Annotated in this window: 21 protein-coding genes; 8 read left to right on the forward strand and 13 right to left on the reverse strand. The window is 62.8% G+C overall.

Annotated features, from left to right (window positions below; translation table 11 throughout):
- Positions 1-16: 16 nt before the first annotated feature.
- From IC234_RS04305 to IC234_RS04315, 3 genes are all read right to left on the reverse strand, one after another.
- Positions 17-1,939: an AMP-binding protein gene (locus IC234_RS04305; RefSeq protein WP_190922577.1), complete on the reverse strand. Its 1,923-nt coding sequence runs from the start codon at positions 1,937-1,939 to the stop codon at positions 17-19.
- A 101-nt stretch (positions 1,940-2,040) separates the two neighbouring features.
- Positions 2,041-3,510 carry an MFS transporter gene (locus IC234_RS04310; protein WP_190922578.1) on the reverse strand — a complete coding sequence of 490 codons (1,470 nt, stop codon included), beginning with the start codon at positions 3,508-3,510 and terminating at the stop codon, positions 2,041-2,043.
- A gap of 183 nt (positions 3,511-3,693) precedes the next feature.
- Positions 3,694-4,611 carry a M28 family peptidase gene (locus IC234_RS04315; RefSeq protein WP_223827453.1) on the reverse strand — a complete coding sequence of 306 codons (918 nt, stop codon included), beginning with the start codon at positions 4,609-4,611 and terminating at the stop codon, positions 3,694-3,696.
- An 84-nt stretch (positions 4,612-4,695) separates the two neighbouring features.
- Between IC234_RS04315 and IC234_RS04320 the strand changes: the two genes are divergently transcribed.
- Positions 4,696-5,616: a flavin reductase family protein gene (locus IC234_RS04320; protein WP_190922580.1), complete on the forward strand. Its 921-nt coding sequence runs from the start codon at positions 4,696-4,698 to the stop codon at positions 5,614-5,616.
- 20 nt (positions 5,617-5,636) lie between these two features.
- On the opposite strand, the gene IC234_RS04325 is transcribed toward IC234_RS04320, so the two are convergent.
- The 3 genes from IC234_RS04325 to tsaE form a co-directional block, all read right to left on the reverse strand.
- Positions 5,637-6,923 (reverse strand): acyltransferase family protein, encoded by a 1,287-nt coding sequence (locus tag IC234_RS04325; RefSeq protein WP_190922581.1) that lies wholly within the window; start codon positions 6,921-6,923, stop codon positions 5,637-5,639.
- Between the two features lie 195 nt (positions 6,924-7,118).
- A complete protein-coding gene (locus tag IC234_RS04330) occupies positions 7,119-8,345 on the reverse strand; it encodes an alanine dehydrogenase (protein ID WP_190922582.1) in 1,227 nt (408 codons plus the stop codon).
- 104 nt (positions 8,346-8,449) lie between these two features.
- Positions 8,450-8,887, reverse strand: a complete 438-nt coding sequence (gene tsaE, locus IC234_RS04335; protein WP_190922583.1) for a tRNA (adenosine(37)-N6)-threonylcarbamoyltransferase complex ATPase subunit type 1 TsaE — start codon at positions 8,885-8,887, stop codon at positions 8,450-8,452.
- Between the two features lie 174 nt (positions 8,888-9,061).
- On the opposite strand from tsaE, the gene IC234_RS22150 reads away from it, so the two are divergent.
- Positions 9,062-11,518, forward strand: a complete 2,457-nt coding sequence (locus IC234_RS22150) for an outer membrane beta-barrel protein (protein ID WP_190922584.1) — start codon at positions 9,062-9,064, stop codon at positions 11,516-11,518.
- Positions 11,519-11,578: 60 nt separating this feature from the next.
- Positions 11,579-12,835, forward strand: a complete 1,257-nt coding sequence (locus IC234_RS04345; RefSeq protein ID WP_190922585.1) for a pyridoxal phosphate-dependent aminotransferase — start codon at positions 11,579-11,581, stop codon at positions 12,833-12,835.
- Positions 12,836-12,911: 76 nt separating this feature from the next.
- Here the strand turns inward: IC234_RS04345 and porX are convergent, their stop codons facing one another.
- Positions 12,912-14,480, reverse strand: a complete 1,569-nt coding sequence (gene porX, locus IC234_RS04350) for a T9SS response regulator signal transducer PorX (RefSeq protein WP_190922586.1) — start codon at positions 14,478-14,480, stop codon at positions 12,912-12,914.
- A 279-nt stretch (positions 14,481-14,759) separates the two neighbouring features.
- Here porX and IC234_RS04355 point away from each other — a divergent pair, with 279 nt between their 5' ends.
- The 5 genes from IC234_RS04355 to IC234_RS04375 all read left to right on the forward strand — a co-directional run bounded on the left by IC234_RS04355 (position 14,760) and on the right by IC234_RS04375 (position 20,188).
- The gene (locus IC234_RS04355; RefSeq protein ID WP_190922587.1) at positions 14,760-15,989 is read left to right on the forward strand and encodes an HD domain-containing protein; all 1,230 of its coding nucleotides are present in this window, start codon (positions 14,760-14,762) and stop codon (positions 15,987-15,989) included.
- A 110-nt stretch (positions 15,990-16,099) separates the two neighbouring features.
- A complete protein-coding gene (gene lpxD / locus IC234_RS04360) occupies positions 16,100-17,140 on the forward strand; it encodes a UDP-3-O-(3-hydroxymyristoyl)glucosamine N-acyltransferase (RefSeq protein ID WP_190922588.1) in 1,041 nt (346 codons plus the stop codon).
- A 99-nt stretch (positions 17,141-17,239) separates the two neighbouring features.
- Complete coding sequence (locus tag IC234_RS04365; RefSeq protein ID WP_190922589.1) at positions 17,240-18,634, forward strand: bifunctional UDP-3-O-[3-hydroxymyristoyl] N-acetylglucosamine deacetylase/3-hydroxyacyl-ACP dehydratase; 1,395 nt, start codon at positions 17,240-17,242, stop codon at positions 18,632-18,634.
- Positions 18,635-18,743: 109 nt separating this feature from the next.
- Positions 18,744-19,550, forward strand: a complete 807-nt coding sequence (gene lpxA / locus IC234_RS04370) for an acyl-ACP--UDP-N-acetylglucosamine O-acyltransferase (RefSeq protein WP_190922590.1) — start codon at positions 18,744-18,746, stop codon at positions 19,548-19,550.
- A 14-nt stretch (positions 19,551-19,564) separates the two neighbouring features.
- A complete protein-coding gene (locus tag IC234_RS04375) occupies positions 19,565-20,188 on the forward strand; it encodes an ABC transporter ATP-binding protein (protein ID WP_190922591.1) in 624 nt (207 codons plus the stop codon).
- On the opposite strand, the gene IC234_RS04380 is transcribed toward IC234_RS04375, so the two are convergent.
- The 6 genes from IC234_RS04380 to IC234_RS04405 all read right to left on the reverse strand — a co-directional run bounded on the left by IC234_RS04380 (position 20,185) and on the right by IC234_RS04405 (position 25,864).
- Positions 20,185-21,186, reverse strand: coding sequence for an ADP-ribosylglycohydrolase family protein (locus IC234_RS04380; protein WP_190922592.1), 1,002 nt, complete (start codon positions 21,184-21,186; stop codon positions 20,185-20,187). The two genes, IC234_RS04375 and IC234_RS04380, sit on opposite strands and share 4 nt — an antisense overlap.
- Before the next feature lie 36 nt (positions 21,187-21,222).
- Entirely contained in the window at positions 21,223-21,999 is a 777-nt protein-coding gene (locus IC234_RS04385) for a methyltransferase domain-containing protein (RefSeq protein WP_190922593.1), read from the reverse strand.
- Positions 21,992-23,131 carry an SRPBCC family protein gene (locus tag IC234_RS04390; protein WP_190922594.1) on the reverse strand — a complete coding sequence of 380 codons (1,140 nt, stop codon included), beginning with the start codon at positions 23,129-23,131 and terminating at the stop codon, positions 21,992-21,994. Before IC234_RS04390 ends, IC234_RS04385 begins: the two co-directional genes overlap by 8 nt.
- Positions 23,132-23,184: 53 nt before the next feature.
- Complete coding sequence (locus tag IC234_RS04395; RefSeq protein WP_223827454.1) at positions 23,185-23,718, reverse strand: GbsR/MarR family transcriptional regulator; 534 nt, start codon at positions 23,716-23,718, stop codon at positions 23,185-23,187.
- Positions 23,719-23,727: 9 nt separating this feature from the next.
- A complete protein-coding gene (locus IC234_RS04400) occupies positions 23,728-24,651 on the reverse strand; it encodes a TIGR01777 family oxidoreductase (RefSeq protein WP_190922595.1) in 924 nt (307 codons plus the stop codon).
- Positions 24,652-24,787: 136 nt separating this feature from the next.
- Complete coding sequence (locus IC234_RS04405) at positions 24,788-25,864, reverse strand: nucleotidyltransferase domain-containing protein (RefSeq protein ID WP_223827455.1); 1,077 nt, start codon at positions 25,862-25,864, stop codon at positions 24,788-24,790.
- Between the last annotated feature and the right edge of the window lie 9 nt (positions 25,865-25,873).

Raw genomic sequence — 25,873 nt, forward strand, 5'->3', positions numbered from 1 at the left:
GGGTAAGTCCCCTTTTCTAAGCAGCCGTCGTGCTTTCGAAGGCCAAACCGATGCCGCGCCGCATCAGGCCAGCCCGGATTTCGTCCAGAATGAGCGGGTCGTCGATGGTGGCGGGCAGGGCAAACGCTTCGCCGTCGGCCAGCTGGCGCAGGGTTTTGCGCAGAATTTTACCGGAGCGGGTTTTGGGCAGGCGCTTCACCGCCACCGCCTGCCGGAAGCAGGCCACCGCGCCAATGCGGGCGCGCACCGCCGCCACCAGCTCCTGCTCCAGCGTCTCCTCTCCTATCATGTGGCCGTCCTTCAGCACCACCAGCCCCACGGGAATTTGCCCTTTCAGGGCGTCGGCAATGCCCAGCACGGCGCACTCGGCCACGGCCGGATGGGCGGCCAGAATTTCTTCAATCTCACCGGTGCTCAGGCGATGGCCGGCCACGTTGATGACGTCGTCGACGCGGCCCATGATGTAGGTGTAGCCTTCCGTGTCGCGGTAGCCGCCGTCGCCGCTGAAGTAGTAGCCGGGAAAAGGTTCGAGGTAGGCTTGGTAGCGCTCGGTGTCGTTCCAGAGCGTGGGAAAGCAGCCGGGCGGCAGCGGCAGCTTCACGGCCACCAGGCCGGTGATGCCGGCGGGCTGGGGCTGGCCGGCTTCATCGAGAATGTGTACGTCGTAGCCGGGCACGGGGTGGCCGGCGCTGCCGGCGCGGGGCGGCGGCATGCCTTCCAGCCCGGCCAGGGTGGCCAGCATGGGCCAGCCGCTCTCGGTTTGCCACCAGTGGTCGATGACCGGCACGCCCAGCACCTGCCGGGCCCACTCGTAAGTAGCGGGGTCGCAGCGCTCGCCGGCCAGAAACAGGTGGCGCAGGCTGCTGAGGTCGTACTGGCGGGCCAGCGCGCCATCGGGGTCTTCCTTCTTGATGGCGCGAATGGCAGTGGGCGCCGTGAACATTACGCTGGCCCGGTGCTGGCTGACGAGGCGCCAAAACGTGCCCGCATCGGGCGTGCGCACGGGTTTTCCTTCAAATAAGACCGTGGTAGCGCCGCGCAGCAGCGGCCCATACACGATGTAAGAATGGCCCACGGCCCAGCCGATGTCGGAACCGGTGAAGATGACTTCGCCGGGGGCGAGGTCGTAGATAGCTTCCATGCTGAAGCGCAGGGCCACGGCGTGGCCGCCGTGGTCACGCACCACGCCCTTGGGCCGGCCGGTGGTGCCGCTGGTATACAGAATGTAGAGCGGGTGCGTGGCGGGCACCGGCACGGCCGGCACGGGTTCGGCACGCAGCAAAGTATCAAAATCAACATCCACCTCCGGCTGCAGCTCGGCCTTCACAAACGGCCGCTGGCACACCACCACGTGGGCCGGCTGGTGCGTGGCGCTGGCCCGGGCTTCGTCCACCAATGGCTTGTAGGGGATGATGCGGTCGAACTCCATCCCGCCCGAGGCACAAACAATGACCTTGGGCCGGGCATCGTCAATCCGCACGGCCAGCTCGTGCGGCGCGAAGCCCCCAAACACCACCGAATGAATGGCCCCGATGCGGGCGCAGGCCAGCATGGCCACCACGGCCTCGGGCATGTTGGGCATGTAAATGATGACCCGGTCGCCGAGCTGCACGCCCAGTTCGCGCAGGCCGCCGGCAAAGCGGGCGGTCAGGTCCAGCAGTTCGGCATAGGTGTAGGTGCGCAGGGTGTGGGTGACGGGCGAGTCGTAAATCAGAGCCGGCTGGTCGGCGCGGCCGTGCTGCACGTGGTAGTCGAGGCAGAGAAAGGCAGTGTTCATCTCCCCATCCGCGAACCAGCGAAAATGCCCGTTTTCGTCCTGGCTGAGCACTTCCCGAGGGGCTTTGTTCCAGTGCAGGTGAGCGGCCTGGTTGGCCCAGAAGCCCGCCGGGTCGGCGAGGCTGGCGGCGTGGGCCGCGGCGTAAGAACAAGCTCGTTTCATGGCGGGTGGGAATTTGATGAGAGTGGGGAGCACGGCGTCAATTTAGTAAAAAACCCGCCGGGCGCAGTGCCCGGCGGGTTTTTAATTCCCAGCCGCTCAGCCTACTCCATGATGCGCACGTTGCGCGAATCCTTCATCAGGGCCGAGCCAATTATCCAGCACAGGGCGGCAATCAGAACCGGATAAATCAGGCCCGACAGAGCCGCGTGTTCCTTGAAGAATGTGCCCGCGGGCTGGGCTTTGGCCCACACGGCTATCCAAGTGGCCACCAGCGGCACGAAGCCGCCGAAGATGCCGTTGCCAATGTGGTAGGGTACCGAGAGCGAAGTGTAGCGCACTTTGGTGGGAAACAGCTCGACCAGATAAGCGGCGATGGGACCGTACACCATGGTCACGAACAACACCAAGCAGAAGGTGAGCACCGTCATCATGAACAGATTGGGCGCCAAGGCTTTCGACACGGCTTCTACGGCTTTGCCAGCGGCGTCGACGGTGGCGGGGGTTACTTCGGTGAGGGGGCCGGCGTAGGCTTTCAGCCCATAGAAAAGCGGCACCGTGAACAGGGCCGCGCACAGCATGCCGGCCATGATGATGCGCTTGCGCCCGATGCGGTCGGAAAGCGAGCCGAAATAAATGAACAGCGGCGTGGCCAATACCATACTGGCCACCAGCACGATGCTGGCATCGATGAGGTCCAGCTTCAGCGCGTTCTGCATGAAGGAATAGGCGTAGAACTGGCTGGTGTAGAACACCACGCCCTGCCCCATAGTGGCCCCAAACAGCGCAATGAGCACCAGCCGACGGTTCACGGGGTTCAGAAACGAGTCGCGCAGCGGACTGGTGCTGGTTTTGCCCTCAGCCTTGGCTTTGGCAAACAGCGGCGACTCGTGCAGCTGCTTCCGGATGTAGTACGAGGCCACAATGAGCACGCCCGAGAGCAGGAACGGGATGCGCCAGCCCCAGGTCTTGAAGTCGGCGTCGGGCATGGCTTTTTTGGTGAGCACGATGACCAGAATGCTCAGGATGAGGCCGGCCGTGGCCGTAATCTGGATGTAGCTGGTGAAGTAGCCGCGGCGCTTGTCGGGCGCGTACTCGGCCACGTAGGTGGCGGCGCCGCCGTACTCACCACCCAGCGCCAGGCCCTGAAACAGGCGCAGCACCAGCACGATGGCCGGCGCCACCCAGCCGATTTTGTCGTAGCTGGGCACCAGGCCGGTGGCCACGGTGGCCCCGCCCATCATCAGCAGCGTCACCAGGAAGGTGTATTTGCGCCCAATCATGTCGCCGATGCGGCCAAACACCACCGCCCCGAACGGCCGCACAATGAAGCCCACCCCAAACACGGCCAGCGCCCCCAACAGGGTTTCCTCAGGCTTGCCCTTCGAGCCAAACAGCACCGGCCCGATGATGGCCGCCAGTGAGCCGAAAATGTAGAAATCGTACCACTCGATAACGGTTCCGACCGATGAGGCGGTGATGACCTTCCAGATGGTTTTTTCGTCGACGCTGTTGTTATCGTGCGCCGCCGGGGCATCCCCCACGTCGGGCGAGATGGGTAAACGTTGTTCCATGTAGTTCGCAGCCTGATGGGTAAATGGGAATCCGGGCGGCAACATACAACCCAATGGCGAACGGAATTGGGGAGATAGGTGCGGAAGTGCAATGAAATGCGCCGAAGCCATGCCTGCCGTTGTGGCATAGCGGGCATTTTTGTGGCTCGTGTTTGCACAATGCCCTGAGCATCATCTGCTGCGCTATTTCTCTTCCGCCAGCACGGTGGCCAGCAGCGCATCCACCGCCAGGCCCAAGCGGCGCAGGTCCAGGCGGGCCAGCGTATCGGAAGCCTCGTGGTAGCTGCGGTTGCGGTAAAAGGCCGTATCGGTGAGCAGCACGGCCGGGTAATCGAATTTCCAGTAGTTGAGGTGGTCGGAGAAGTCGATGCCCGGCAGCCAGGCCGGGGCTTTGAAGCGCTTCACCGGCAGGGCCGCGGCCGCCCGGTAGTGCCGCGCAAACCGCCGGCCGAAACGGCCGTTGCCGAATTTCTGGGCCACGGTCACGTAGTTGCCCCGGCTGCCGTAAATGAATTTTAGCGGCCAGATGGGGTAGCGCTGGGAACCCCGGCGGTCGTCGAAATAACCCAGCATTTCGAGCGATACCATGCCCCGCACCGGTACGCCCGCCGCTTTGAGCGAAGCCGCGTGCACATAGCTGCCCATTTGCGGGGTCCGGAAAAACGGGGGTTCTTCCAGCGTGTAGGCCACCAAATCGATGCGGTACGGCACTGTTTTTTCCTGCCCGAGCAGACGGGCCAGCTCTAGCAGGGCCGCCACGCCGGTGCCGTTGTCGTCGGCGCCGGGCTGGTCGCCGCACACGTCGTAGTGCGCCCCGATGATGAGCCGGGGGCCGTCGGTGGGCCCAAACGAGGCGGTGACGTTGCGGTAGGTTTGGCCCTGCACCGTGTAGGGCTGGTCGGCCACGGCGTAAGCGCCGGCGGTGCGAAGCTCGCGCCCGATGAAAGCCGCCACCGATTCCAACACCACGGGGTGAACGTAGTTGCGCGGCTGTGGCGTGCCGGTGAGCACCCGCAGGTGCTGGCGCAGCCGGGCCGTGTCGGCCAGCGGCGCGGGGTTTTCGGTGGCAGCCGCAGCGCCGGGCGCTAGCAGGCACGCCAATAGTGCCGGGAGAAAAAACCGCTTCATGCAGCCAAGCTACTTAGCTTTGGCCACCCAAGCTCGGTGCATCGCACGCAAACTCTCATGGCCTCCCTCCTTCCCGTATTCCACTCCCTCACTCCTTCCGACCTCAAGCCCAGCGAGTGGCACCCGTTTATGGTGGGCGCCGTGGCGCCGCGGCCGGTGGCCTTCGCCAGCACGATTGATGCCGAGGGCCGCGTGAACCTGAGCCCCTACAGCTTCTTCAACGCCTTTAGCGCCAACCCGCCCATCCTCGTGTTCTCGCCGGCCAACCGCGTGCGCGACAACACCCAGAAGCACACCCTGCAAAACGTGCGCGAAGTGCCCGAAGTCGTCATCAACATCTGCGATTTCGCGCTCGTGGAGCAGATGTCCTTGTCGAGCACCGAGTACGAGAAAGGCGTCAACGAATTCACTAAAGCCGGCCTCACCGAGCTGGCCTCCGAGCAGGTGCGCCCGCCGCGCGTGGCCGAGGCCCCGGCCGCTTTCGAATGCGTGGTGGAGCAAATCATTGAACTGGGCCAGAACCACGGCGCCGGCAACCTCATCATCTGCCGGGTGGTGCGGGCCCACTTCCGCGAGGATATCCTGCTTCCCGACGCCACCGGCATCGACCCGTTCAAGCTGGACGCTGTGGCCCGCCTCGGGGGAGACTGGTACTGCCGGGCCAGCGGCGCCAGCCTCTTTGAAGTGCCCAAGCCCAACCGCCACATCGGCATCGGCTTCGACCAATTGCCCGATTTTATTCTAAATTCCGACGTGCTCACCGGCAACGAGTTGGGCCGCTTGGCCAACATTGAGCGCGACTCCCTGCCCACGCCGGAACAAGTCGAGGAATTTAAATCCGAGCCGATGGTAGCCTACCTATTGAACAAGCACCGCGACGATGCGCTGGAACTCAAGAAACAATTGCTGCAGTTGGGTCGGCAGTTTCTGGCGGAAGGGCGGCTGGTAGAGGCGTGGAAAACGTTTCTACTTTCCTGAACGGAAGACCACAGCCGCGACTAGCCGATGGCCTTTCGTACCCAGGGCTGGTACACTTTTTCTAAGTAGTAGGACGCCACCACCGTGACCAGAAGAAACACCGCCAAGCGCACGCAGTAGGTAAAGCCCGAGCCGGAAAAACCCTGGTACGAGAGAATGAGCGTGAGCAAGGGAAAATGAACAATGTACAACCCGTAGGAGATGCTGCCTAGCGGCACGAGCCGCTTGATGGCCCGCTTCGAGAAGTGCTCCAAGCTCGCCGGAAATAGGAAAAACACCAAGGAAATGCTGTAAAACAGCCCGATGAAGAACAGCGTAATGAGCGGGTTCTTGTCGGCTTCTTTCAAGTAATGTACGAAGCTCAGGGCGGGGAAAAGCGTCATAAAGCCGAGAATGGCTTTGCGGTGCTTGAACCGGATGCCGGCAAACACCGCGACCATCAGCGCGCAATACGGCAGATATGCGAAATCCTGAAAAACCATATACGCATCTTGGCTTTCCGGAACTATACTCAAGTCTTTCCCAAGAAAGAACAGTAGGGCACGGTGCAGTAACGCAGGGGCGGCATCCAAGGCCCCCAGCGTCAGGAACAGAAAGACCAGACTGACCATGGCGGCATAGGAGGCAGCGCTTACATCGGGCCGGGAGTGCCTGGCCAGGACCAGCCCGCACAGCCAGAACGCGAAGCCAAACGCATAGGTGGGCACCAGGCCCATGGCAAAGGCCGGAAAAAAATAAGCCGTCACCACTCCCAGCCCCACCATGGCAACTGCAATGACCGTCGGATTCAGCCTGAAATAAGAAATAGGGATAAACAACAGGTAAAAAAAGACTTCATAGCTGAGCGACCACGACGGCGAAATAGCGTGCAGCACGGGCGCCGTAAGCCCCTGCGTCAGGGAGAAATGACTGAATACGGTTAAAAGCGAAGGGTTTCTGACGAGCACCAAAAAAACAAACAGGATGCAGACCAGATAGATGGGGTAAATCCGAACGAACCGCTTTTTCAAATACAGCAGAATGGTATCCTTCTGTAGCGCCACGGCGTGAGCCTTGCCAATGACATAGCCCGAAAGCACAAAAAACAGCAGCACGCTCAAATGGCCCGGCGCGGCGTACGTCCAGATGCCGGTGGGGTGGTACGCCGGGTCAAGCGTGTTTAGGCTGGTGTGCACTGCGTGCGACAGTACCACCACGAGGGCGGCCACTCCGCGCAACGCTTCCAGGTCGAAGTTGAATTTGCTTTTGGCGGAGCTGGAATTCTCCAGCGCGGGAGTTTCCAGTACGGCACATTCCGTATTATTCAAAGGAGAAATATAATTCGTGTAACTCATTACATATCTTTTTCAAAAACAAAAAGACTGCAAAACTAATCCTGCTTTACTTATGCTAAGTATACCTCTACTATTTACTTACTTAATAAAACTACCCGGTAACATATTGTGTCATGTAACCGGGAAATAGTATAATCATCGCCTAAGACTTTAAAAAAAACACCGTCCTTAATTCCGTACCGCAATCAACAATCCCAGCTCCTTATACCGCATGTTGAATTTCTTCGCAATCATCGCATTGGTCAGCGAGCCGCGGTAGATGTACACGCCACTGCGGAAATGCTCGTTGGTGAACAGCACTTCGTTGATGCCGCCGTGCTGGCTGATTTCCTGCAGGATGGGCGTGAAGATGTTGCTCAGCGCGTTGGTGGCGGTGCGGGGCACGCGCGAGGCGATGTTGGGCACGCAGTAGTGCACCACGTCGTACTTGCGGAAGACGGGGTTGCTGTGGCTGGTCATCTCGCTGGTTTCGAAGCAGCCGCCTTGGTCAATGCTCACGTCGATGATGACCGAGCCGGACGACATCGTGGCCACCATTTCCTCGGGCACCATGAAGGGAATGCGGCCGTCTTCCACGGCCAGCGCGCCGATGACGACGTCGGCCCGCCGGATTTGCTGGCTCAGGGCAAACGTATCCAAGGTACTGGTGTAGAGCTGCATGCCCAGGTTGTGCTTGAGGCGGCGCAGCTTGTAGAGGTGGTTGTCGAACACCTTCACCTCGGCCCCGAGGCCGGTGGCGGCGCGGGCAGCGTACTCAGCCACCGTGCCGGCCCCCAGGATGACCACCTGCGACGGCGGCACGCCCGTGATGCCGCCCAGGATGATGCCCTTGCCCTCGTTGGAGCGGGCCAGGTATTCGGCCGCAATCAGCATCACGGTCGAGCCCGCGATTTCGCTCATGGCGCGCACCACGGGGCGGGCACCGCTAGGGTCTTTCATCAGCTCGAAGCCGATGGCGTTGATTTTCTTGCGCGAAAGCGCCGCGATGTATTCCTGGGTCATCGAGCCCATCTGCAGGGCCGAAATCAGGGTTTGGCCGGGGTGCAGCAGCTCAATTTCTTCGAGCGTGGGCGGGGCCACTTTGAGCAGCACGTCGGCCTTGTACACTTCGTCGGCCGAGTAGGCTATCTGGGCGCCGGCTTCGGAGTAGTCGTGGTCGGCGTACTTGCTGGGCTCGCCGGCGCCGGCTTCCATCACCACTTCGTGGCCCGCGCTCACCAGGTGCTGCACGGCTTCGGGGGTGAGGCCGAGGCGGTTTTCCTGCAGCGAGGTTTCGCGGGGCAGGCCAATGAAAAGCTTGCGCTTCCGGGTTTCCACGGCCAGCATCGATTCCTGGGTGAAATAGGCGCGGCTGGTGGCCAGGGACTCAAAACCGGATGGTAGCTGCTCGGGCATAGGTTCAGGTAGCAAGTATCAATTAACAGGCATCAGGTGGGGCCGGCCGGCTAACGGGGCGGGCGGCAGGGCAACGGCAGGCTAATTGATGCGGGGCGGGCAAGTTACGGGATAAGGTGCAGGTGGATTTCACGGGCTTCGGGGCCCACCACGTCGATGCGGACTTCGAGCCGGGGCGTGGGCAAAAGCGGGCCCACCCGGGCGGGCCACTCCACCAAGCAAAGATACCCCGAATCGAGGTACTCAGCGGCCCCCATCTGTTCAGCTTCGCGCAGGGAGTCGATGCGGTAGAAATCGAAATGATACACGGGCCGCTCCTGCGCGTCGCGGTACTCATTCACCAGTGAGAAGGTGGGGCTGCTCACGTCGTCGGCCACGCCTAGGGCGGCGGCCAGGGCGCGGATGAGCGTGGTTTTGCCGGCGCCCATCTCGCCCTCAAACGCCACCACGGAACAGTGAGCGGCTTCGATGGCGGCCTGCACCCGGCGAGCGGCCGCGGGCAACTCGTCTACAGAAGAAACGGCAATGATTGAGGGAAGCATGGCGCAAAAATACCGGCAAAGCCGCAGCAGCGGGCCGCCGCTTTGGATAAATGCCGCGGAACCTGCAACTTTATGCTTTGCGGCAGCGCCTAACGTCATCAGCCAAAAGAAACTACGCCTTCTTTTGCGGCCGGTGATGAGGCGAGGCAGCATTTGCCTTTCTATTTCTACCCCGTGCGTTTTTCTACTTTTTTGCCGTTCCGGTGGCGGGTCGGGCCGTTTTGGTGTATTGCCCCTTGGGCCGGGCTACTCCTACTCGCCCCCTGGGCCGGCGCGGCTCAGGCCCAGGCCGTGGCGCGGGGCACGGTTTTGACCGGGGCGGGAGGCGCTGTTCCCTTTGCCACTATTGCCCTGCACCGCGCCGCCGACTCGGTGGTGGTAAAAACCGAGTTCAGCGACGAGCGGGGCGTTTTTTTGCTGGAAGGCCAGGCGGGCGGCCGCTACCTGGTTTCGGCCAGCCAGGTGGGGTACCGGCGCGTATGGAGCGCGGCATTTTCCCTGCCACCAGACGGCCTGGTGCTACCTGCCCTGCTGCTGCAAGCCAGCGAGGCCACGGCCCTGGCCGGGGTGACGGTGCAGGCGCGCCAGCCCTTATTTGAGCATCACCCCGACCGCACCGTGGTGCACGTGGCCGACAGCCCTTTATCGGCCGGGGCCACGGCCCTCGACGTGCTGGGCCGCTCGCCGGGCGTGGTGGTGAACGAGGCCATTGCCCTGCGCGGCCGGCAGGGGCTTCTGCTGCTGGTAGACGGCAAGCGCCTGCCCCTGGCGGGCGTCGACCTCACCGAATACCTGCGCGCCCTGCCCGCCGAGCAGCTCCAGACCATTGAGCTCATCACCAACCCGCCCGCCCAGTACGATGCCCAGGGCGGGGCCGGGGTCATCGCCCTCACGCTCAAAAAAGACCTGCGCCTGGGCACAAACGGCACGGCCAACGCCAGCTACGGCCGGGGCGAATACGGCAAGCTCACCTCCGGCTTTACCCTGAATCACCGCAGCCAAAACGTCAACTTTTACGGCTCCTATAGCTACACCAATCGCAACGACTTTGCCCGGCAGGAATTCTACCGCCAATACGAGGCCCTGGCGGGGCTGCCGGCCGCCAGCAGCGACGTGCTGGGCAAGCGCATGCTGTACCTGCGCTCGCACAGCGCCAAGGTGGGCGCCGACTTCAATCTCACGCCGCGCACGCTGCTGGGCATGGCGCTCACGGGGCTGCTCAGCCGCACCACCACCGCCAACGACACCCAGACGCGGCTGTACGACGAAGGCGGCACGCCGGCGCTGTGGTACCGCTCGCTGGTGGCACAGGAAATAAAGCGCCCCAACGGCAGCGCCAACCTCAACTTGCGGCACGCTTTTGCCGACTCGGCGTCGGCCGCCAGCCTAACGGCCGATGCCGACTACGCGCAGTACCGCACCACCCGCGCCCTCGACCTGCGCACCAGCTTTCTGGAGCCAACTCTTGCACCGGCCCTGCTCACGGGCGAGCAGCGCAGCGACCTGACCATTGGGGCCCTGAAGCTAGACTACAGCCGCCCCCTGCCCCACCGCAGCCGCCTCGACCTGGGCGGCAAAAGCACGCGGGTGACCTCCGCCAGCGCGGTGGCTTTTCTCGAGAACGGCGTCTTTGCGCCCTCAATATCGAGCGCCTTCGACTACTATGAAAACGTGAACGCCGCCTACGCCAGCGTGCGCGGCGGCCGCGGCAAGGCCAGCCTGCAGGCCGGCCTGCGCGCCGAGCAAACCACCATTCGCGCCACGCTCGCGGGCGAGGGCATGCGCGAGCGCCGGTACCTGCAGCTGTTTCCCACGGCCTCGGTTCAGGTGCAGCTGGCCGCGCAGCACGCGCTGGCCCTGGCCGCCGGCCGGCGCATCGACCGGCCCAACTACGCCCAGCTAAACCCGCTGCGGGCCTACGTCGACGCGGTTTCGTACCGCTCGGGCAATCCCTACTTGCTGGCCCAGACCAGCTACAACGTGGACCTGACGCACACCTACCGCCAGAAATTCAGCACGGCTCTCAGCTACGCCCACACCCGCCAGCCCATCGTGACGGTGGTGCAGCCCGCGCCCGACGGCAGCCGCCAGGTAGTGAGCCGCGAAGTGAACCTGACCAGCCAGGATTACCTGGCTCTCACCCTGACCGCGCCCGTGGAACCCACCAAATGGTGGACGCTCTACGCCAACGCCATTTTCTACGTGTCGCGCTTTCGCGGCGAGCTGGCCCGCACCCTGCTCGACCGCCAACAGCCGGCCTGCCAGCTCACCGCCAACAATACGTTCAGCCTGCCCCACGGCTGGTCGGGGGAGCTGAATGGCGCCTTTCAGTCGGGCGAAATCTGGGGCTTTGAGCGCGCCCGGTCCCGCGGGCAGCTGCTGCTGGGCCTGCAGCGCAGCTTCTGGGACAAGCAGGCCACCCTGCGGCTGAACGTTTCGGACGTGCTCTACACGTCCGTTTTGCGCTCTACGTCGGTGTACACGTCTTTTTCCGAAAGCTTTGTGACCCGGCAGGACACCCGCGTGGCAACGGCCGCCTTCACCTACCGCTTCGGCAACGGCAAAGTGGCCGCCGCCCGCAAGCGCGCCGCCGGCGCCGAAGACGAGCTGCGGCGGGCGGCCGGGCAATGATGCCGCAGGCGTCATTTACCTTCGCGGCCAATGCAGCTTATATCCGGCTGCTTCCCTTCTATGCAAGTATCCAAGATGGCCGCCGGCCTGAGCGGCTCCGAAATCATTCGCATTGGCAACCAGGTAAGCGAGCAGGTGCGCCAGGGCGCTAACATCTGCAACCTGACCATCGGCGACTTCGACCCGAAGATTTTTCCCATTCCAACTGAGCTAAACGAAGGCATCACCCGGGCTTACCAGGCCGGGCTGACCAACTACCCGCCCGCCGCCGGCATCAATGAGCTGCGCCAGTCGGTTTCCGACTTCCTGAAAACCCGCCAGGGCCTGGAGTATGGCCCGAATGACATCCTGATTGCCGGGGGCTCGCGCCCGCTCATCTACGCCACCTACCGCACCCTCATCGACGCCGGCGACCGGGTCATTTTCCCGCTGCCCAGCTGGAACAACAACCACTACTGCCACCTCACCGGCGCCACGCCCGTGGCCGTGCCCACCCGCGCCGAAAACAACTTCATGCCCACGGCCGCCGACCTGGCCCCGCACCTGCCCGGCGCCACGCTGCTGGCCCTGTGCTCGCCGCTGAACCCCACCGGCACGGTGTTCACCAAAGCCGGCCTGGAAGAAATCTGCGACCTGGTGATTGCCGAAAACAAGCTCCGCGGCGCCGATGAAAAGCCGCTCTACATTCTCTACGACCAGATTTACTGGCTGCTCACCTTCGGCAGCACCGAGCACCACGACCCGGTGAGCCTGCGCCCCGAGCTGCGCGACTACGTCATCTACATCGACGGCATTTCCAAGTGCTTTGCCGCCACCGGCGTGCGCGTGGGCTACAGCTTCGGCCCCCCGGCCATCATCGAGAAGATGAAGTCCATTCTGGGCCACGTGGGCGCCTGGGCTCCAAAGGCCGAGCAGGTGGCCACCGCCCACTTCATGCCCGAAACCGAAGCCGTAGATGCCTTTCTGGGTGAGATGAAAACCAACCTGCAAGGTTCGCTGCAAGCCTTGTTTGACGGCTTGAAAGAGTTGCAGGCCGCCGGCTACCCCGTCGACGCCGTAGCCCCGGCCGGCGCCATCTATCTCACCATCAAAATCGACGTGCTGGGCAAAACCGCACCCGATAGCACCGTGCTGGCCACCACCGCCGAACTCACGTCCTATTTGATTTCGGAAGCCAAGCTGGCGCTGGTGCCCTTCAGCGCGTTTGGCTCGCCGGCGTCGGAGCCGTGGTTCCGGGCTTCGGTGGGCGCCGAAACGGTAGACTCGATTCAGGCGGCCCTGCCGCGGCTGCGGGCGGCGCTGGACAAACTCAAATAGTTAACTTGACCACCCCAAAGCAAAGAAGGCCGCCTCATAAAAGGCGGCCTTCTTTGTTCTTAGAAACTCTTTCAAATTACCCCTTCGGGGTGAGCGTCACATACGGGATGATGCACTCTTCCAGCGAAATGCCGCCGTGCTGGAACGTGTCCTTGTAGTAGTTCACGTAGTAGTTGTAGTTGTTCGGGTAGGCGAAGAAGTAGTCGCCGATGGTGAAGACGTAGGCCGTACTCACATTTTCGCGCGGCAGGAAAATGCTTTCCGGCTTGCGCACCACGTACACGTCGCGCGAGTCGTCGAAGCCCAGATTCTTACCGTGCTTGTAGCGCAGGTTGGTGTTGGTGTTCCGGTCGCCCACAATCTTGTAGGGGCGCTTGCAGCGGATGGTGCCGTGGTCGGTGGTGATGATGAGCTTGCCTTTTTTCTCGGCAATCTGCTGCATCATTTCATACAGCGGCGAGTGCAGGAACCACGAGCGGGTGATGCTGCGGTAAGCCGACTCGTCGGCGGCCAGCTCCCGAATCATGGCCATGTCGGTGCGGGCGTGCGAGAGCATGTCCACGAAGTTGTACACGATGACGTTGCACTTGTAGTTGTTGTGCAGGTTGCTCATCTTGCCCAGCAAGTCCTTGCCAGCCTGCAGGTTGGTCACCTTGTTGTAACTGTACTTGGCCTTCTGGTTGTTCTTCTGGAAATTGATTTCCATGAACTCGGCCTCGTGCAGGTTTTTGCCTTCGTCGTCGTCGTCGGTCACCCACAGGTTCGGGTATTTTTTCTGAATTTCGCCCGGCATCATGCCCGAGAAAATGGCGTTGCGCGCATAGGCCGTAGTCGTCGGCAGAATGGCGTAGTACATCTCCTCGCTGTCCACCGTGAAAAACTCGGTGATGATGGGCTCCAGCACTTTCCACTGGTCGTAGCGCAGGTTGTCAATCAGCACGAAGTACACGGGCGTGTCGCCGGTAGCTTTCAGCGTCGGGAACACCCGCTCCTTGAACAGCTGGTGCGACATGAGCGGGGCGTCCTTGTCGTCGCCGTTCACCCAGTCCTCGTAATTCTCCGTGATGAAGCGGCCAAAGTAGGTGTTGGCCTCGTCCTTCTGCATGTTGAAGACTTCGGCCATGCTCTTGCCTTCGGTCTCGTTGATTTCGAGCTCCCAGTACACCAGCTTCTTGTACACTTCGGCCCACTCCGAGGGCGAAAGCCGGTCGGAGAGTTGCATGCCGAGCTGGCGGAAGTCGCGCTGGTAGCCCGAGTTGGTGGCTTCGCTGATGAGGCGCTTGTTGTCGAGCACCTTTTTCACCGACAGCAGAATCTGGCTGGGGTTCACCGGCTTAATCAGGTAATCGGCAATTTTGGCGCCGATGGCCGACTCCATGATGTGCTCTTCCTCGCTCTTGGTAATCATCACCACGGGCACGGTGGGCCGGATGGCCTTGATTTCGCTCAGCGTTTCGAGGCCGGTGAGGCCGGGCATGTTTTCGTCGAGAAACACGAGGTCGTAGCTCTTTTCCTGAATTTCCTCGATGGCGTCGGCGCCGCTGTTGACGGGCGTCACGTCGTAGCCTTTTTCCTTGAGAAACAGCAAGTGCGGCTTGAGCAAGTCGATTTCATCGTCGGCCCAGAGAATGGTGGTTTGTTGCATAGTAAGGGACTTGGGGTCTTGGGGACTTCGCGTACGCTGACCTTCGGTGGGGGTGTTGATTTCAGTAGGTAACGTAAGCCGGCCCGAATAGATATAGCGAAACGACGCTACGGGTTGCAACCGCGTTTGGGGCGGAGTGTTGAGCTTGCCCAAACGACGGGGCGTAGTTTCGCGTTCAGTCATGGACGGACCGCGGCTGCAAATGTTGCCGGTTTATCGGCAGCAGCGCCGCAACTTCGCTTTCCGTTTTCGGCCCGTCATCCTGCCCCCGCCCCCACTGTGAACAAAAAGAAAATCTTCAACGACCCCGTCTACGGCTTCGTCACCATCCCCACGGAGTTCCTGTTCGACCTGATTGAGCACCGCTACTTTCAACGGCTGCGGCGCATTCAGCAGCTCGGGCTCACGGGGTTTGTGTACCCGGGGGCGCTGCACACGCGCTTTCACCACGCGCTAGGCGCCATGCACCTGATGAGCCTGGCCCTGCGCACGCTCAAGGACAAGGGCGTGAAGATTTCGGCGGCCGAGGGCGAGGCGGCCATGGCCGCCATTCTGCTGCACGACGTGGGCCACGGCCCCCTCTCCCACGCCCTCGAGACGGCCATTTTCCAAAATGTGCCGCACGAGCAGGTGTCGGTTTTCCTCATGCAGCGGCTGAACTTGGAGTTTCACGGCAAGCTGGGGCTAGCCATTTCGATGTTTGACGGCACGTACGGCCGGCCGTTTTTTCACCAGCTGGTGAGCAGCCAGCTCGACATGGACCGCCTCGATTACCTCAACCGCGACTCCTTTTATACCGGCGTGGAAGAAGGCCGCCCCGGGGCCGACCGCCTCATCAAGATGCTGCGCGTGCACGACGAGCGGCTGGTGCTGGAAGAAAAAGCCGTGTACTCGGTCGAGAACTTTCTGGTGAGCCGCCGCCTGATGTACTGGCAGGTGTACCTGCACAAAACCGTGACCTCGGCCGAGCAGATGGTTATTCGGGTGGTGCAGCGGGCCCGCGACCTGGCCCGCCAGGGCGTGGAGGTACCCGCCAACAGCTGCCTGGGCTACTTCCTAGGCCGCGCCGTGAGCCTGGCCGAGTTTGAGAAGGACGACAAAATCCTCAACCACTTCGTGGAGCTCGACGACTACGACATCTGGTCGGCCATCAAGACCTGGGCCGGCCACCCCGACACCGTGCTCAGCTACTTGGCCAAGAGCATCCTGCACCGCAACCTGCTCAAAATCGTGCTGGCCCCGGAGCCCTTCGACGAAGATTTCCGCCTCGGCATTCGGGAGCTGATTGAGGAAAAATTCAACCTTTCGCCCGAGGAAGCGGCCCTGCTGATGATATCGGGCCGCCTGAGCAACAGCGCCTACAACGCCGAAAGTCAGGAGCCCATCGAAATACTGACCAAAAAAGGCGACGTGGTGAACGTGATGGAAGCCTCCGACCTGCCCAACATCCGCGCGCTCAGCCAACGAGTCGAGAAGTTCTACATCTGCTACCCGAAGGAAATAGTTTAGGTGTCAGTTGTTGGTTGTCAGTTGTCAGGCATCTAGGCCGAGCACGCCCCCGTGCATTGGCCGGAACCTGACAACTGACAACCAACAACTGACACCTATTTTTGCCGCCTATGGAATTTACCGTTCAGCAAATCGCCGAAGTGCTCGGCGGCACCGTGGAGGGCGACGCCTCCCAGCGCATTTCCAGCCTGGCCAAGATTGAAGAAGCCCAGGCCGGCTCCCTTACTTTCCTCTCCAACGCCAAATACGAGCCCTTTTTATACGAAACCGGGGCCTCGGCCGTCATCGTCGGCCAGAACCAGGAATTGCGGCAAGCCGTGAAACCCACGCTGATACGGGTTGAAAACCCTTACACGGCCTTCAGCCAGCTGCTGGAGTTCTACGCGCAGGCCACCCGCACCGGCAAGCGCGGCGTGGAAGAGCCTTCGTTTATCGGCAAAAGCTCGGAAATCGGTGCCGGGCACTACCGGGGGGCTTTCTCCTACATCGGCGAGCAGTGCAAGCTGGGCGACAACGTGCTGGTGTTCCCGCACGCCTACATCGGCGACCGGGTTACGATTGGCGAGGGCAGCGTCATCCACGCGGGGGCCAAAATCTACCCCGATACCGTCATTGGCAAGTTCTGCGTCATCAAAGCCGGCGCCGTGGTGGGCTCCGATGGGTTTGGCTTCGCGCCGCAGCCTGATGGCTCCTACAAGGCCATTCCGCAAATCGGCAACGTGGTGCTGGAAGACTACGTGAGCATCGGCGCCAACGCCACCGTCGACTGCGCCACGCTGGGCTCGACGCGGGTGGGCCGGGGCAGCAAAATCGACAACCTCGTGCAGCTGGCCCACAACGTGGAAATTGGCCGCAACACCGTCATCGCGGCCCAAACCGGCATCGCCGGTTCGGCCAAAATCGGCGACCAGTGCGTGCTGGCGGGGCAGGTGGGCATGGCTGGCCACGTCACGCTGGCCAACAAAACCACCGTCACGGCGCAGTCCGGCATCGGCAAAAACGTGAAGCAGGAAGGCACCATCCTGCAGGGCTCCACGGCCTTCGACTTCAAGCAAAACCAGCGCGCCCAAATCGTATTCCGCCGCCTGCCCGAGCTCGAGCAGCGCGTGGCGCAGCTGGAAAAGGCAAAAAACGCGACGGAAAAGCCCTAGCTTTGCAGCTTCTTAGTTGTTCGTTGCTAGTTGTCAGTTGTTAGGCTACCAGGCTTTAAACGACTAACAACAAACAACAAACAACTGACAACCAATGAAATGAACGACAAGCAACACACCATTCAGGCGCCCGTGACGGTGCGCGGCATCGGACTGCACACCGGCGTGGAAGCCACCATGACGTTTTGCCCCGCGCCGGTGGGCCACGGCTACAAATTTCAGCGGGTCGACATGCCCGGGCAGCCCATCGTGGACGCCGACGTGGACAACGTGGTGGACCTGAGCCGCGGCACCACCATCGAGCAGAACGGCGCCCGCGTAAACACCGTGGAACACACCCTGGCCGCGCTGGTGGGCCTGCAGCTGGACAACGTGCTCATTCAGCTTTCCGGCCCCGAGCCGCCCATCATGGACGGGTCGTCGGCGGAGTTCATTAAGGCAATTGAAACCGTGGGCCTGCAGGAGCAGAACGCGCTGCGCAACTACTACGAAATCCCGGAAAGCATCCGTTACGTCGACAACGCCCGCGGCGTGGAAATTGCGGCCCTGCCGCTGTCCGACTACCGCCTCACGGTGATGGTGGACTACAACTCGCCGGTGCTGGGCTCGCAGCACGCCACGCTGGCCGACATCAACCAGTTTGGCGACGAAATTGCCTCGTCGCGCACGTTCTGCTTTTTGCACGAGCTGGAAATGCTCTACAAAAACAACCTCATTCGCGGCGGCGACCTCTCCAACGCCATTGTGGTGGTCGACCGCGTGGTGAGCGACGACGAGCTGACCGACCTGGCCAAAATGCTGGGCAAGCCCCGCGTGTCGGTGAAGAAAGAGGGCATTCTCAACAACGTGGACCTGCGCCACAAAAACGAGCCCGCCCGCCACAAGCTGCTCGACCTCGTGGGCGACCTCGCATTGGTGGGCCGCCCGCTGAAAGGCCAGATTCTGGCCGCCCGCCCCGGCCACGCGGCCAACGTGGCTTTTGCCAAGCGCATTAAAAAGAAGATGCTGGAGGCCCGCAGCAACCCCGTGCCAGTGTATGACCTGAACCGCGAGCCGGTGATGGACATCAACCGCATCATGCAGGTGCTGCCCCACCGCTACCCGTTCATGATGATTGACAAGGTCATTCACCTCGACGACCAGGTGGTGACGGCCGTGAAAAACGTGTCCATCAACGAGCCTTTTTTCCAGGGGCACTTCCCCGGCAACCCGGTGATGCCCGGCGTGCTGCAGATTGAAGGCCTGGCCCAAACCGGCGGCATTCTGGTGATGAACACCGTGCCCGACCCCGAAAACTACTGGCAATACTTCCTGGGCATCGAAAATGCCCGCTTCCGGAAGAAGGTGCTGCCCGGCGATACCATCATTTACCACTGCCAGCTGCTGGCGCCCATCAAGCGCGGCATTGCCAAAATGCGCGGCCAAGCTTTCGTGAATGGCAAAGTGGTGTGCGAAGCCGAAATGAGCGCCGCCATCGTCCGCAAAGACGCCTAATTTTTTAATTAATAATTAAGAATTAAGAATTAAAAATCACTGGCAACTCCTTCGCCATGGTCTTCAATTTTTAATTTTTAATTCTTAATTCTTAATTCCAAAAAGAAGAATGCTTTCTCCCCTCGCTCACATTCACCCCGATGCTCGCCTCGCGCCCGGCGTAACCGTTGAACCGTTTACGACCATTGCGGCCGATGTGGAGATTGGCGAGGGCACCTGGATTGGGCCCAATGTGACCATCATGAGCGGGGCCCGCATCGGGGCGCACTGCCAGGTGTTTCCGGGCGCCGTGATTGGGGCCGTGCCGCAGGACTTGAAGTTTGCGGGCGAGCAAACCACCGCCGTGATTGGCGACCACACCGTCATTCGGGAGTGCGTGACCGTGAACCGCGGCACCGTGGACCGCGGCGAAACCCGCGTGGGCAGCCACTGCCTGCTGATGGCCTACGTGCACATTGCCCACGACTGCGTCATCGGCCACCACTGCATCCTGGCCAACACCGTGCAGGTGGCCGGCCACGTCGAAATCGGGGACTACGCCATTGTGGGCGGCTCGTCGGCCGTGCACCAGTTCGTGAAAATCGGCGCCCACGCCATGATTTCGGGCGGCTCGCTGGTGCGCAAAGACGTGCCGCCGTACGTGAAGGCTGGCCGCGAGCCTTTGTCCTACGCCGGCGCCAACTCGGTGGGCCTGCGCCGCCGCGGGTTTTCGGAAGAAGCCATCAACCAGGTGCAGCAGCTGTACCGCACGCTGTTTTTGGGCGGCCTGAACAACCACGACGCGCTGGCTCAGATTGAGCGCGAGCTGCCCGCCACGCCGGAGCGCGAAACGGCGGTGGGCTTTGTGCGGGCGGCCACGCGTGGCATCATCAAAGGCCCCAAGCGCGGCCGTACCGACGGCAGCGAGGCCGAATAATCTTTCTTGTTCAGTTGCTACTCACCGCCACCGGCCTGGGCAAGCGCTTTCAGCGCGACTGGATATTCCAGGGCCTGACGCGCACGTTTCGGCCGGGCAGCGCCACGGCCGTGCTCGGGCCCAACGGTGCCGGCAAAAGCACGCTGCTGAACACCCTTTCGGGCCAGCTGCTGCCCACCCAGGGCGAGCTGACCTATGAGCTGGCCGGCCGTGCGGTGCCCGTGGAAGACGTGCCCCAGCACCTAGCCTACGCCGCCCCCTATCTGGAGCTGCTGGAAGAGCTGACGCTGCTGGAGCTGCTACAGTTTCACACAAGTTTCAAGCCTCTGCGGCCGGGCATCACGCCGGACAAGCTCATCGACGTGATGTACCTCGAAAACGCGCGCCAGCAGCTGGTGCGCGAGTTCTCATCGGGCATGAAGCAGCGCCTGAAACTGGGCCTGGCGCTCTATGCCGCCGCCCCCCTGCTCCTGCTCGACGAGCCCACAACCAATCTGGACGCAACGGGGGTGGCCTGGTACCAGGAGCACGTGCAGGCCACCCGCGCCGGTCGTACGCTCCTGCTCAGCTCCAACGTGCCAGCCGAATACGCTTTCTGCGACGAACAATTGCTGGTGACAGATTTCCAGAAGCGCTAAGGCCGGGTGTCTGATGCCAAGCTAGCTCCAGCCAGCCGCACGGCCAGTTGCTCAATGTCAGCCCGCCGAGCCAACACGGCCAGCCACTCGTCTGGAATCGCAGCTTCACCGTAGGCCAGGCCCGCGAGGCCACCAGCTACAGCGCCGGTGGTGTCGGTGTCGTCGCCGAGGTTCACAGCGGCCAGCACCGTGGCGGCGTAGGTGTCGTGCCGCAGCAGACACCAGAGGGCTGCTTCGAGGGTGTGGACAACGTAGCCGGAAGAAGCAATTTTGCTTTCCGGTTGGTCAGGCAATGCCCCGGAAAGCACCCAGCGGTAATACTTGTCCTCCACCACGGCCGGTATACTGCCGTGTTCGAGCCACTGGTTCGCTAGCTCGCGCATGGCGGCATAAGCATCGGCGGGAGCTAAACCGGCCAGCAGCCCCCGCGCCACCAGCAGATAGATGAAGCAGCCCAGCGTAGAGCGCGGGTGCCCGTGTGTGACGCTGGCCGCGTTTTCGGTCAGAATCCAAGCGGCATCTAAGTCGAGAGTTTCGGTCCGCCAAGTTTCATGGAAGGCCAGCGGCAGAATGCGCATGAGCGCGCCGTTGCCGTTGTCCTCCTCGGAGCGGGGGCCGGCGGCCGTGGGGGTAGTGCCGCGCCGCAGCCGGTTGATGGCCGTGCGGGTGGTATTGCCCACGTCGAAAGTCTTGCCGTGGGCAGTCCAGTAGGCACTATCGAGCCAGTTGATGCTGCGCCGGGCGAAGTCGGCCAGGTCGGGCGCGGCCGTGCGGCCAGCGGGCAAGGCCAGGGTTTCGGCCAGGCAGAAGGTGAGCGAGGAGTCGTCGGACCAAGTGCCGACGGGCTGGTGGTGGGTTCCAAAAGCGCGCATCCCGGTCACGGGGTCTTTCTGACGGGCGGCGCGGGACAAAAACTCCACCGGAACGCCAAGGGCGTCGCCCACGGCCAGGCCCAGCAAGGCGGCACGGACTTGGGTGGAAAGGGTTGCAGTTGACATGGTCGGCATGGAAGGGACGAAAAATGCGCGAAGCTACTACCGCGCGCCGGTCAGCTCAGCCGTGAGCAGCACCGCGCAGCCGGGCCACAGGCGCCGCTGCCGCAGCCCGCCAAAACCGGCCTGCCGCAGGGCGTGGCGCAGCTGCCCTAGGTCGAAGCCGCGCCGGAGGTAGCCGGCCAGCGCGGCATGCACCGCGGCGGCCGGGCACAGCCACCGCACCACCGGCATCAGCGCGGCCAGGTACGCGGGCAACAGCCGCCGCAGCCAGCCCCGCGCGGGCAGCACCACTTCGAGCAGGGCCAACTGGCCGCCCGGCCGCAGCAGCCGGGCCGCCTCGCGGGCCAGCGCGGGGTAGGCGGCCGGGTCCAGGGTTTTCAGCCCGAAAGTGCTGGTAACAACGTGCGCCCGGCCCGCGGGCAAGCCGGTGGCCAGCGCATCGGCCGGGTGCAGCGCCAGCCCGGGGCCGGCCGCGTGCCGGCTGGCCCGGGCGAGCATGGCGGCCGAAAAATCGACGGCCGTGAGGTGCAGGCCGGACCCAAGGCGGCGGCTGAGGGCCGGCCACAGGTCGGCGCCCCCGGCCATCAGGTCGACCACCTGCACCCGATGGCCGGGGGCCGGCGCGTGCAGGCCGTGCGCCAATTGCTGACGCCAGCGGCCCAGCATGCCCCCCGACAACCAAGGCGCAAAACCGTAGGTGGGCGCCATGGCATCGAACAGAGCCCGCACCCGGGCGGGAGCATAGGCCGAGCTGCCGGTTGTGCGCGGCGCGACGCGGATGCCGGGGGAGCAGGGCCTTTCCATCGTCTTATTCATGAGTGCGGCTAGCTTCGGCCTGTTCTTTCAGGGTAGCCAGCACCTGGCCGTGCATGGTATCGAGCAGGTAGTCGCTCCAAAGCTGCCAGTAAAACTGCGGGCCAATGGAGTGGCGGTACACCGTGCGGGCTTCGAGCAGCGTGCGCCCGCCCGGCAACGGCTGCAGCCGGAACGTGCCGCTGTCGACCCGAAAAAACCCGTGCAGGTGCGGCGCGTGCACGCTGGGGTACGGGCTAAGCTCGCGCATGGGCGCGGGCATGCTGGGCGGCGGCACGGCAAACGTGAGGCTGCGGCCGGGCTCCCACCCCACCACCGGCAAGTGGGCCAGGCCCTGCGAGTAGCGGCACACCAGTGTGCGGCGGCCGGTGGCCGAATCGAGCGCGAAAGCCGTGCGCGTGGGGTACACCACGCCCGCCCGAAACCAGGAGTTGGCGGCCGGGTACGTCACGGGGCGCATCAGCACGGCCCACACGGCGGCCGGCGGCGCGTTCACCACTCGCTGCGTCGTCACGCGCCGAGGCAGCACCGGGGCTGGGTGGCGCACCTCGTACTCCTGCGCGGCCGGGTACAGCAGCACCACGGCGGCCAGCACGGGCAGGGGCCGGCGCGGGCCGCGCATTTCCACCACCGCCTGCCCCAGCAGCCCGCCAACCAGTGCCAGCACCAGGGCAAAAGGCAGCGCCATCAATACGCAAATGATGCCTTCGCCCCCCGAAGAGATGAGCAGCAGCATCGAAGCCAACACCGCCATAATGGCCACCACCGCCCACGAAACCGACCACACGCCGCCTGCTCGCTCGGGCTGCTTCCGCCGGTACAGCAGCACCGCCACGAAGCTGCAGATAGTGGGCGACAGGCAAAACAGCGTGGCCCCATACGACTCGTACCGCCGCAGCGACAGCCACATCAACAGCGTGCCCAGCACGCCGGCCACCAGCGCCGTGCCCACAATGGCCAGCAACGCCGAGCCCCAGGCACTGCCAGACTCTTCCTCTTCGGGCTGATGCGCGAAGGCGGTACCGGCCGGCTGTTCCGGCGGGGTCTGAAACGACGCAAAGGGCGGGGCCGCCGCCGGGTCGTTCTCGATGGGGTTGGGTTCGGTCGGCTCGGGTTGGTTCTCGGACGGCAGCATATGATAAACCTGAAAGAGTGAACAAAACGGCCAAGCCGACCGCCGGGCGGGTACTACATAAACAGCTTCAGAAACGTGTTCCAGAACCAGCTTTTTTCGGCCTGCATGAGGCGTGTGAGCAGCTTGTCCGACACGGTGGCCAGCTGCTGAATTTCGGTGAGCGTGGCGTGGAAGACCCGGTATTCAGCATCGGCGGGGTCGCCGGGCAGGGCCGCGAGCTGGTCGAGGCTGCGCTTCATCTGGTCGAGCTCGCGGCGCTTGCGGGCCCGGATGATGCAGCGCGTCACCTGCAGCATATCCTTCTCGGCCACGAAGTATTCGCGGCGCTCGCCGGGCCGCAATTCCTTGTATACCAATCCCCAATCGAGCAGCTCGCGCACCGTCATGCTGGCGTTGCCGCGCGAAATGGTGAGCTGCTCCATGATGTCTTCGGTACTGAGGGCGGCTGGGCTCACCAGCAGCAGGGCGTGCACCTGGGCCAAGGTTTTGCTCACGCCCCAGCTGCTGCCCGACACGCCCCAAAGGTGAATGAACTGGGCGCGGGCTTCGGCCAGCGAGGGCACGGGATTGGAATTAGTGGGTTGCATGAGTAGTCGTTAGGAATGAGGCAGCAGCTCCTGCAGGGCCGCTTCGCAAGCTGGGAATTCAAACTGAAACCCCAGCTCCAGCAGCCGCTGCGGGTACACTTTGCGGCTTTTGAGAATCAGCTCGGTTTCGGTGCGCAGCACAAAGGCCCCGATTTCGAGCAGCCATTCGGGCTGGGGCAGCCGCAGCCAGGGGCGCAGCTGCCGGCACAGCAGGGCCATAAAGTCGCGGTTGGTGAGCGGCTGCGGGGCGCACAGGTTGAAAGCCCCAGCCGCCGCGGGCGCGTGGAGCAGGAATTCGACGGCTCGGCAGAAGTCAGCAATGTGGAGCCAACTCATCCATTGCCGGCCGTGGCCCTGCGGCGAGCCCAGCCCCCACCGGGCGAGCCGCGCCATCACCGGAAATGCGCCGCCATCGCGCCCCAGCACAATGGCCGTGCGCAGCACCACTTTGCGCGTGGCCGGCGCCGGGCAGGCGGCAAAAGCTGCCTCCCAGGCCCGCGCCACTTCCACCGAAAAGCTTTCGCCAATGCGGCCCATCGCCTCGGTATTGGCAGGCTGCTCGCCGGTGGTATCGGCGTAAATGGTGGCGGTGGACGAGTTGAGCCACACCCGCGGCGGCACGGCACAGGCCGCCACAGCCGCGCCAAGCACACAAGTGCTCTCGACGCGGCTGGCAATGATTTCGCGTTTGTTGGCCGCCGTGTAGCGGCAGTCGACGCTCCGGCCCGCGAGGTTTATCAGCGCGTAGGCCCCCTCCAGCTTGGCGGCCCAGGAGCCAAGGGAGCAGCCATCCCAGCGCACGTAGTTGTCGAGGCTAGGTGCCGCCCCCCTCCCCAACACAACCACACGGTAGCCCCGCTCCCGGAAATACCGGGCCAGATGACGGCCCAAAAACCCGTTTCCTTCGGCAATTACCATTTTCGGCTGTGGCATACACGGCGGCCCGGCAAATGGCGCAGTCCCGGGACATTCCGGCCGCGCTTGCATCGGACGAGCAAATGTATCACAAGTTTCAATAATTATTGAAACTTGTGATACATTATTTTAAATATTTTTTCATGTTTAATCATTAAGCACTTGTGTAGAATACCCGCCGCACCCGGCGCAACAGTTTCTCAGTAGAATCCTTATCAGGTGCTTCTGGCAATACGGACCTTGCAAAAGCTGCTTCCACCCGCACCACAAGTTGCTCTGCTTCGGCCACCAGTTCTTCGTACTCAAACGCCCCCCGCCGGATTTGCAGCAGGAACTCCCGGTTCGGCCGACGAACGTGCAATTGGCCACTAACCGCAATTTCCTCGGCCATTTGCAGCAGCCGAAACACGTGCAGCATGTTTTTGGCGTCGTAGTTTTTGCCGTGCTGCACGGTATTCTGGTAGCGCTCGGCGTTGCGCTTTTCCACCCATTCCCAGTATTCGCGGAATACGCGGCAGTAGGTGCTGTAACCATTGCGGTTGAAGGACAGATACGCCACCGGCACCTCCCCTTTCGGCACGGCCGACAGCTGCACGCCCTGCGAAGTTTCCGGGTCGCGCACGAGGCCGCGGTAGCCGTGGGCGCGCCCGGGCGTGGCATCCACGAACAGCGCGTACAAATCGGTGAGATGCGGCACGTTGGCCAGGCCACACTGCGCGGCTTGGTAGCCCTGGCGGGCCAGCCAGATGGTCACGGGCTGAGCGCCAGCTCCCACCGTCACGTAACAGAAATCTAGCACCGACTTGCGGGCCGGGGGCTCGGGGTGGTTGATTTTCTTATTCAGCCCTTTGGCTTTGCGGATTTGCGCCACGGCGTACTCGGCAAAGCTCTGGCGGCAGAGTTTGGAGAGAAAATCCCGGGCCTGAAATTCCGCAAACAGCGGGTGCTGGTATACAACGCAGTCGGCCGGCGTGCCGAGCAATTCGAGCACGGTGGGGTTGTTTTTCAGCAGCAGCTCCACGAAGCGGCGCAGCTCATAAAACACCTCGTCGTTGGTTTCATTGGCCACCTGCGGCACGTAGTCGAGGCCGAAAAAATGGTCTTCAGGCAAAATGAAGACGCCTTTTACATCGGTATCGGAATGCGGCAAATGGGTGCCGTAGGCCCGGCTCCCGCTGATGGCTTCGAAAATAATTAAGTTCTGCACCCGTAAATCGGCAATGGTCAGCATGGCTGCTTT

The organism is Hymenobacter armeniacus, from assembly GCF_014699055.1.
Lineage (GTDB): Bacteria > Bacteroidota > Bacteroidia > Cytophagales > Hymenobacteraceae > Hymenobacter > Hymenobacter armeniacus.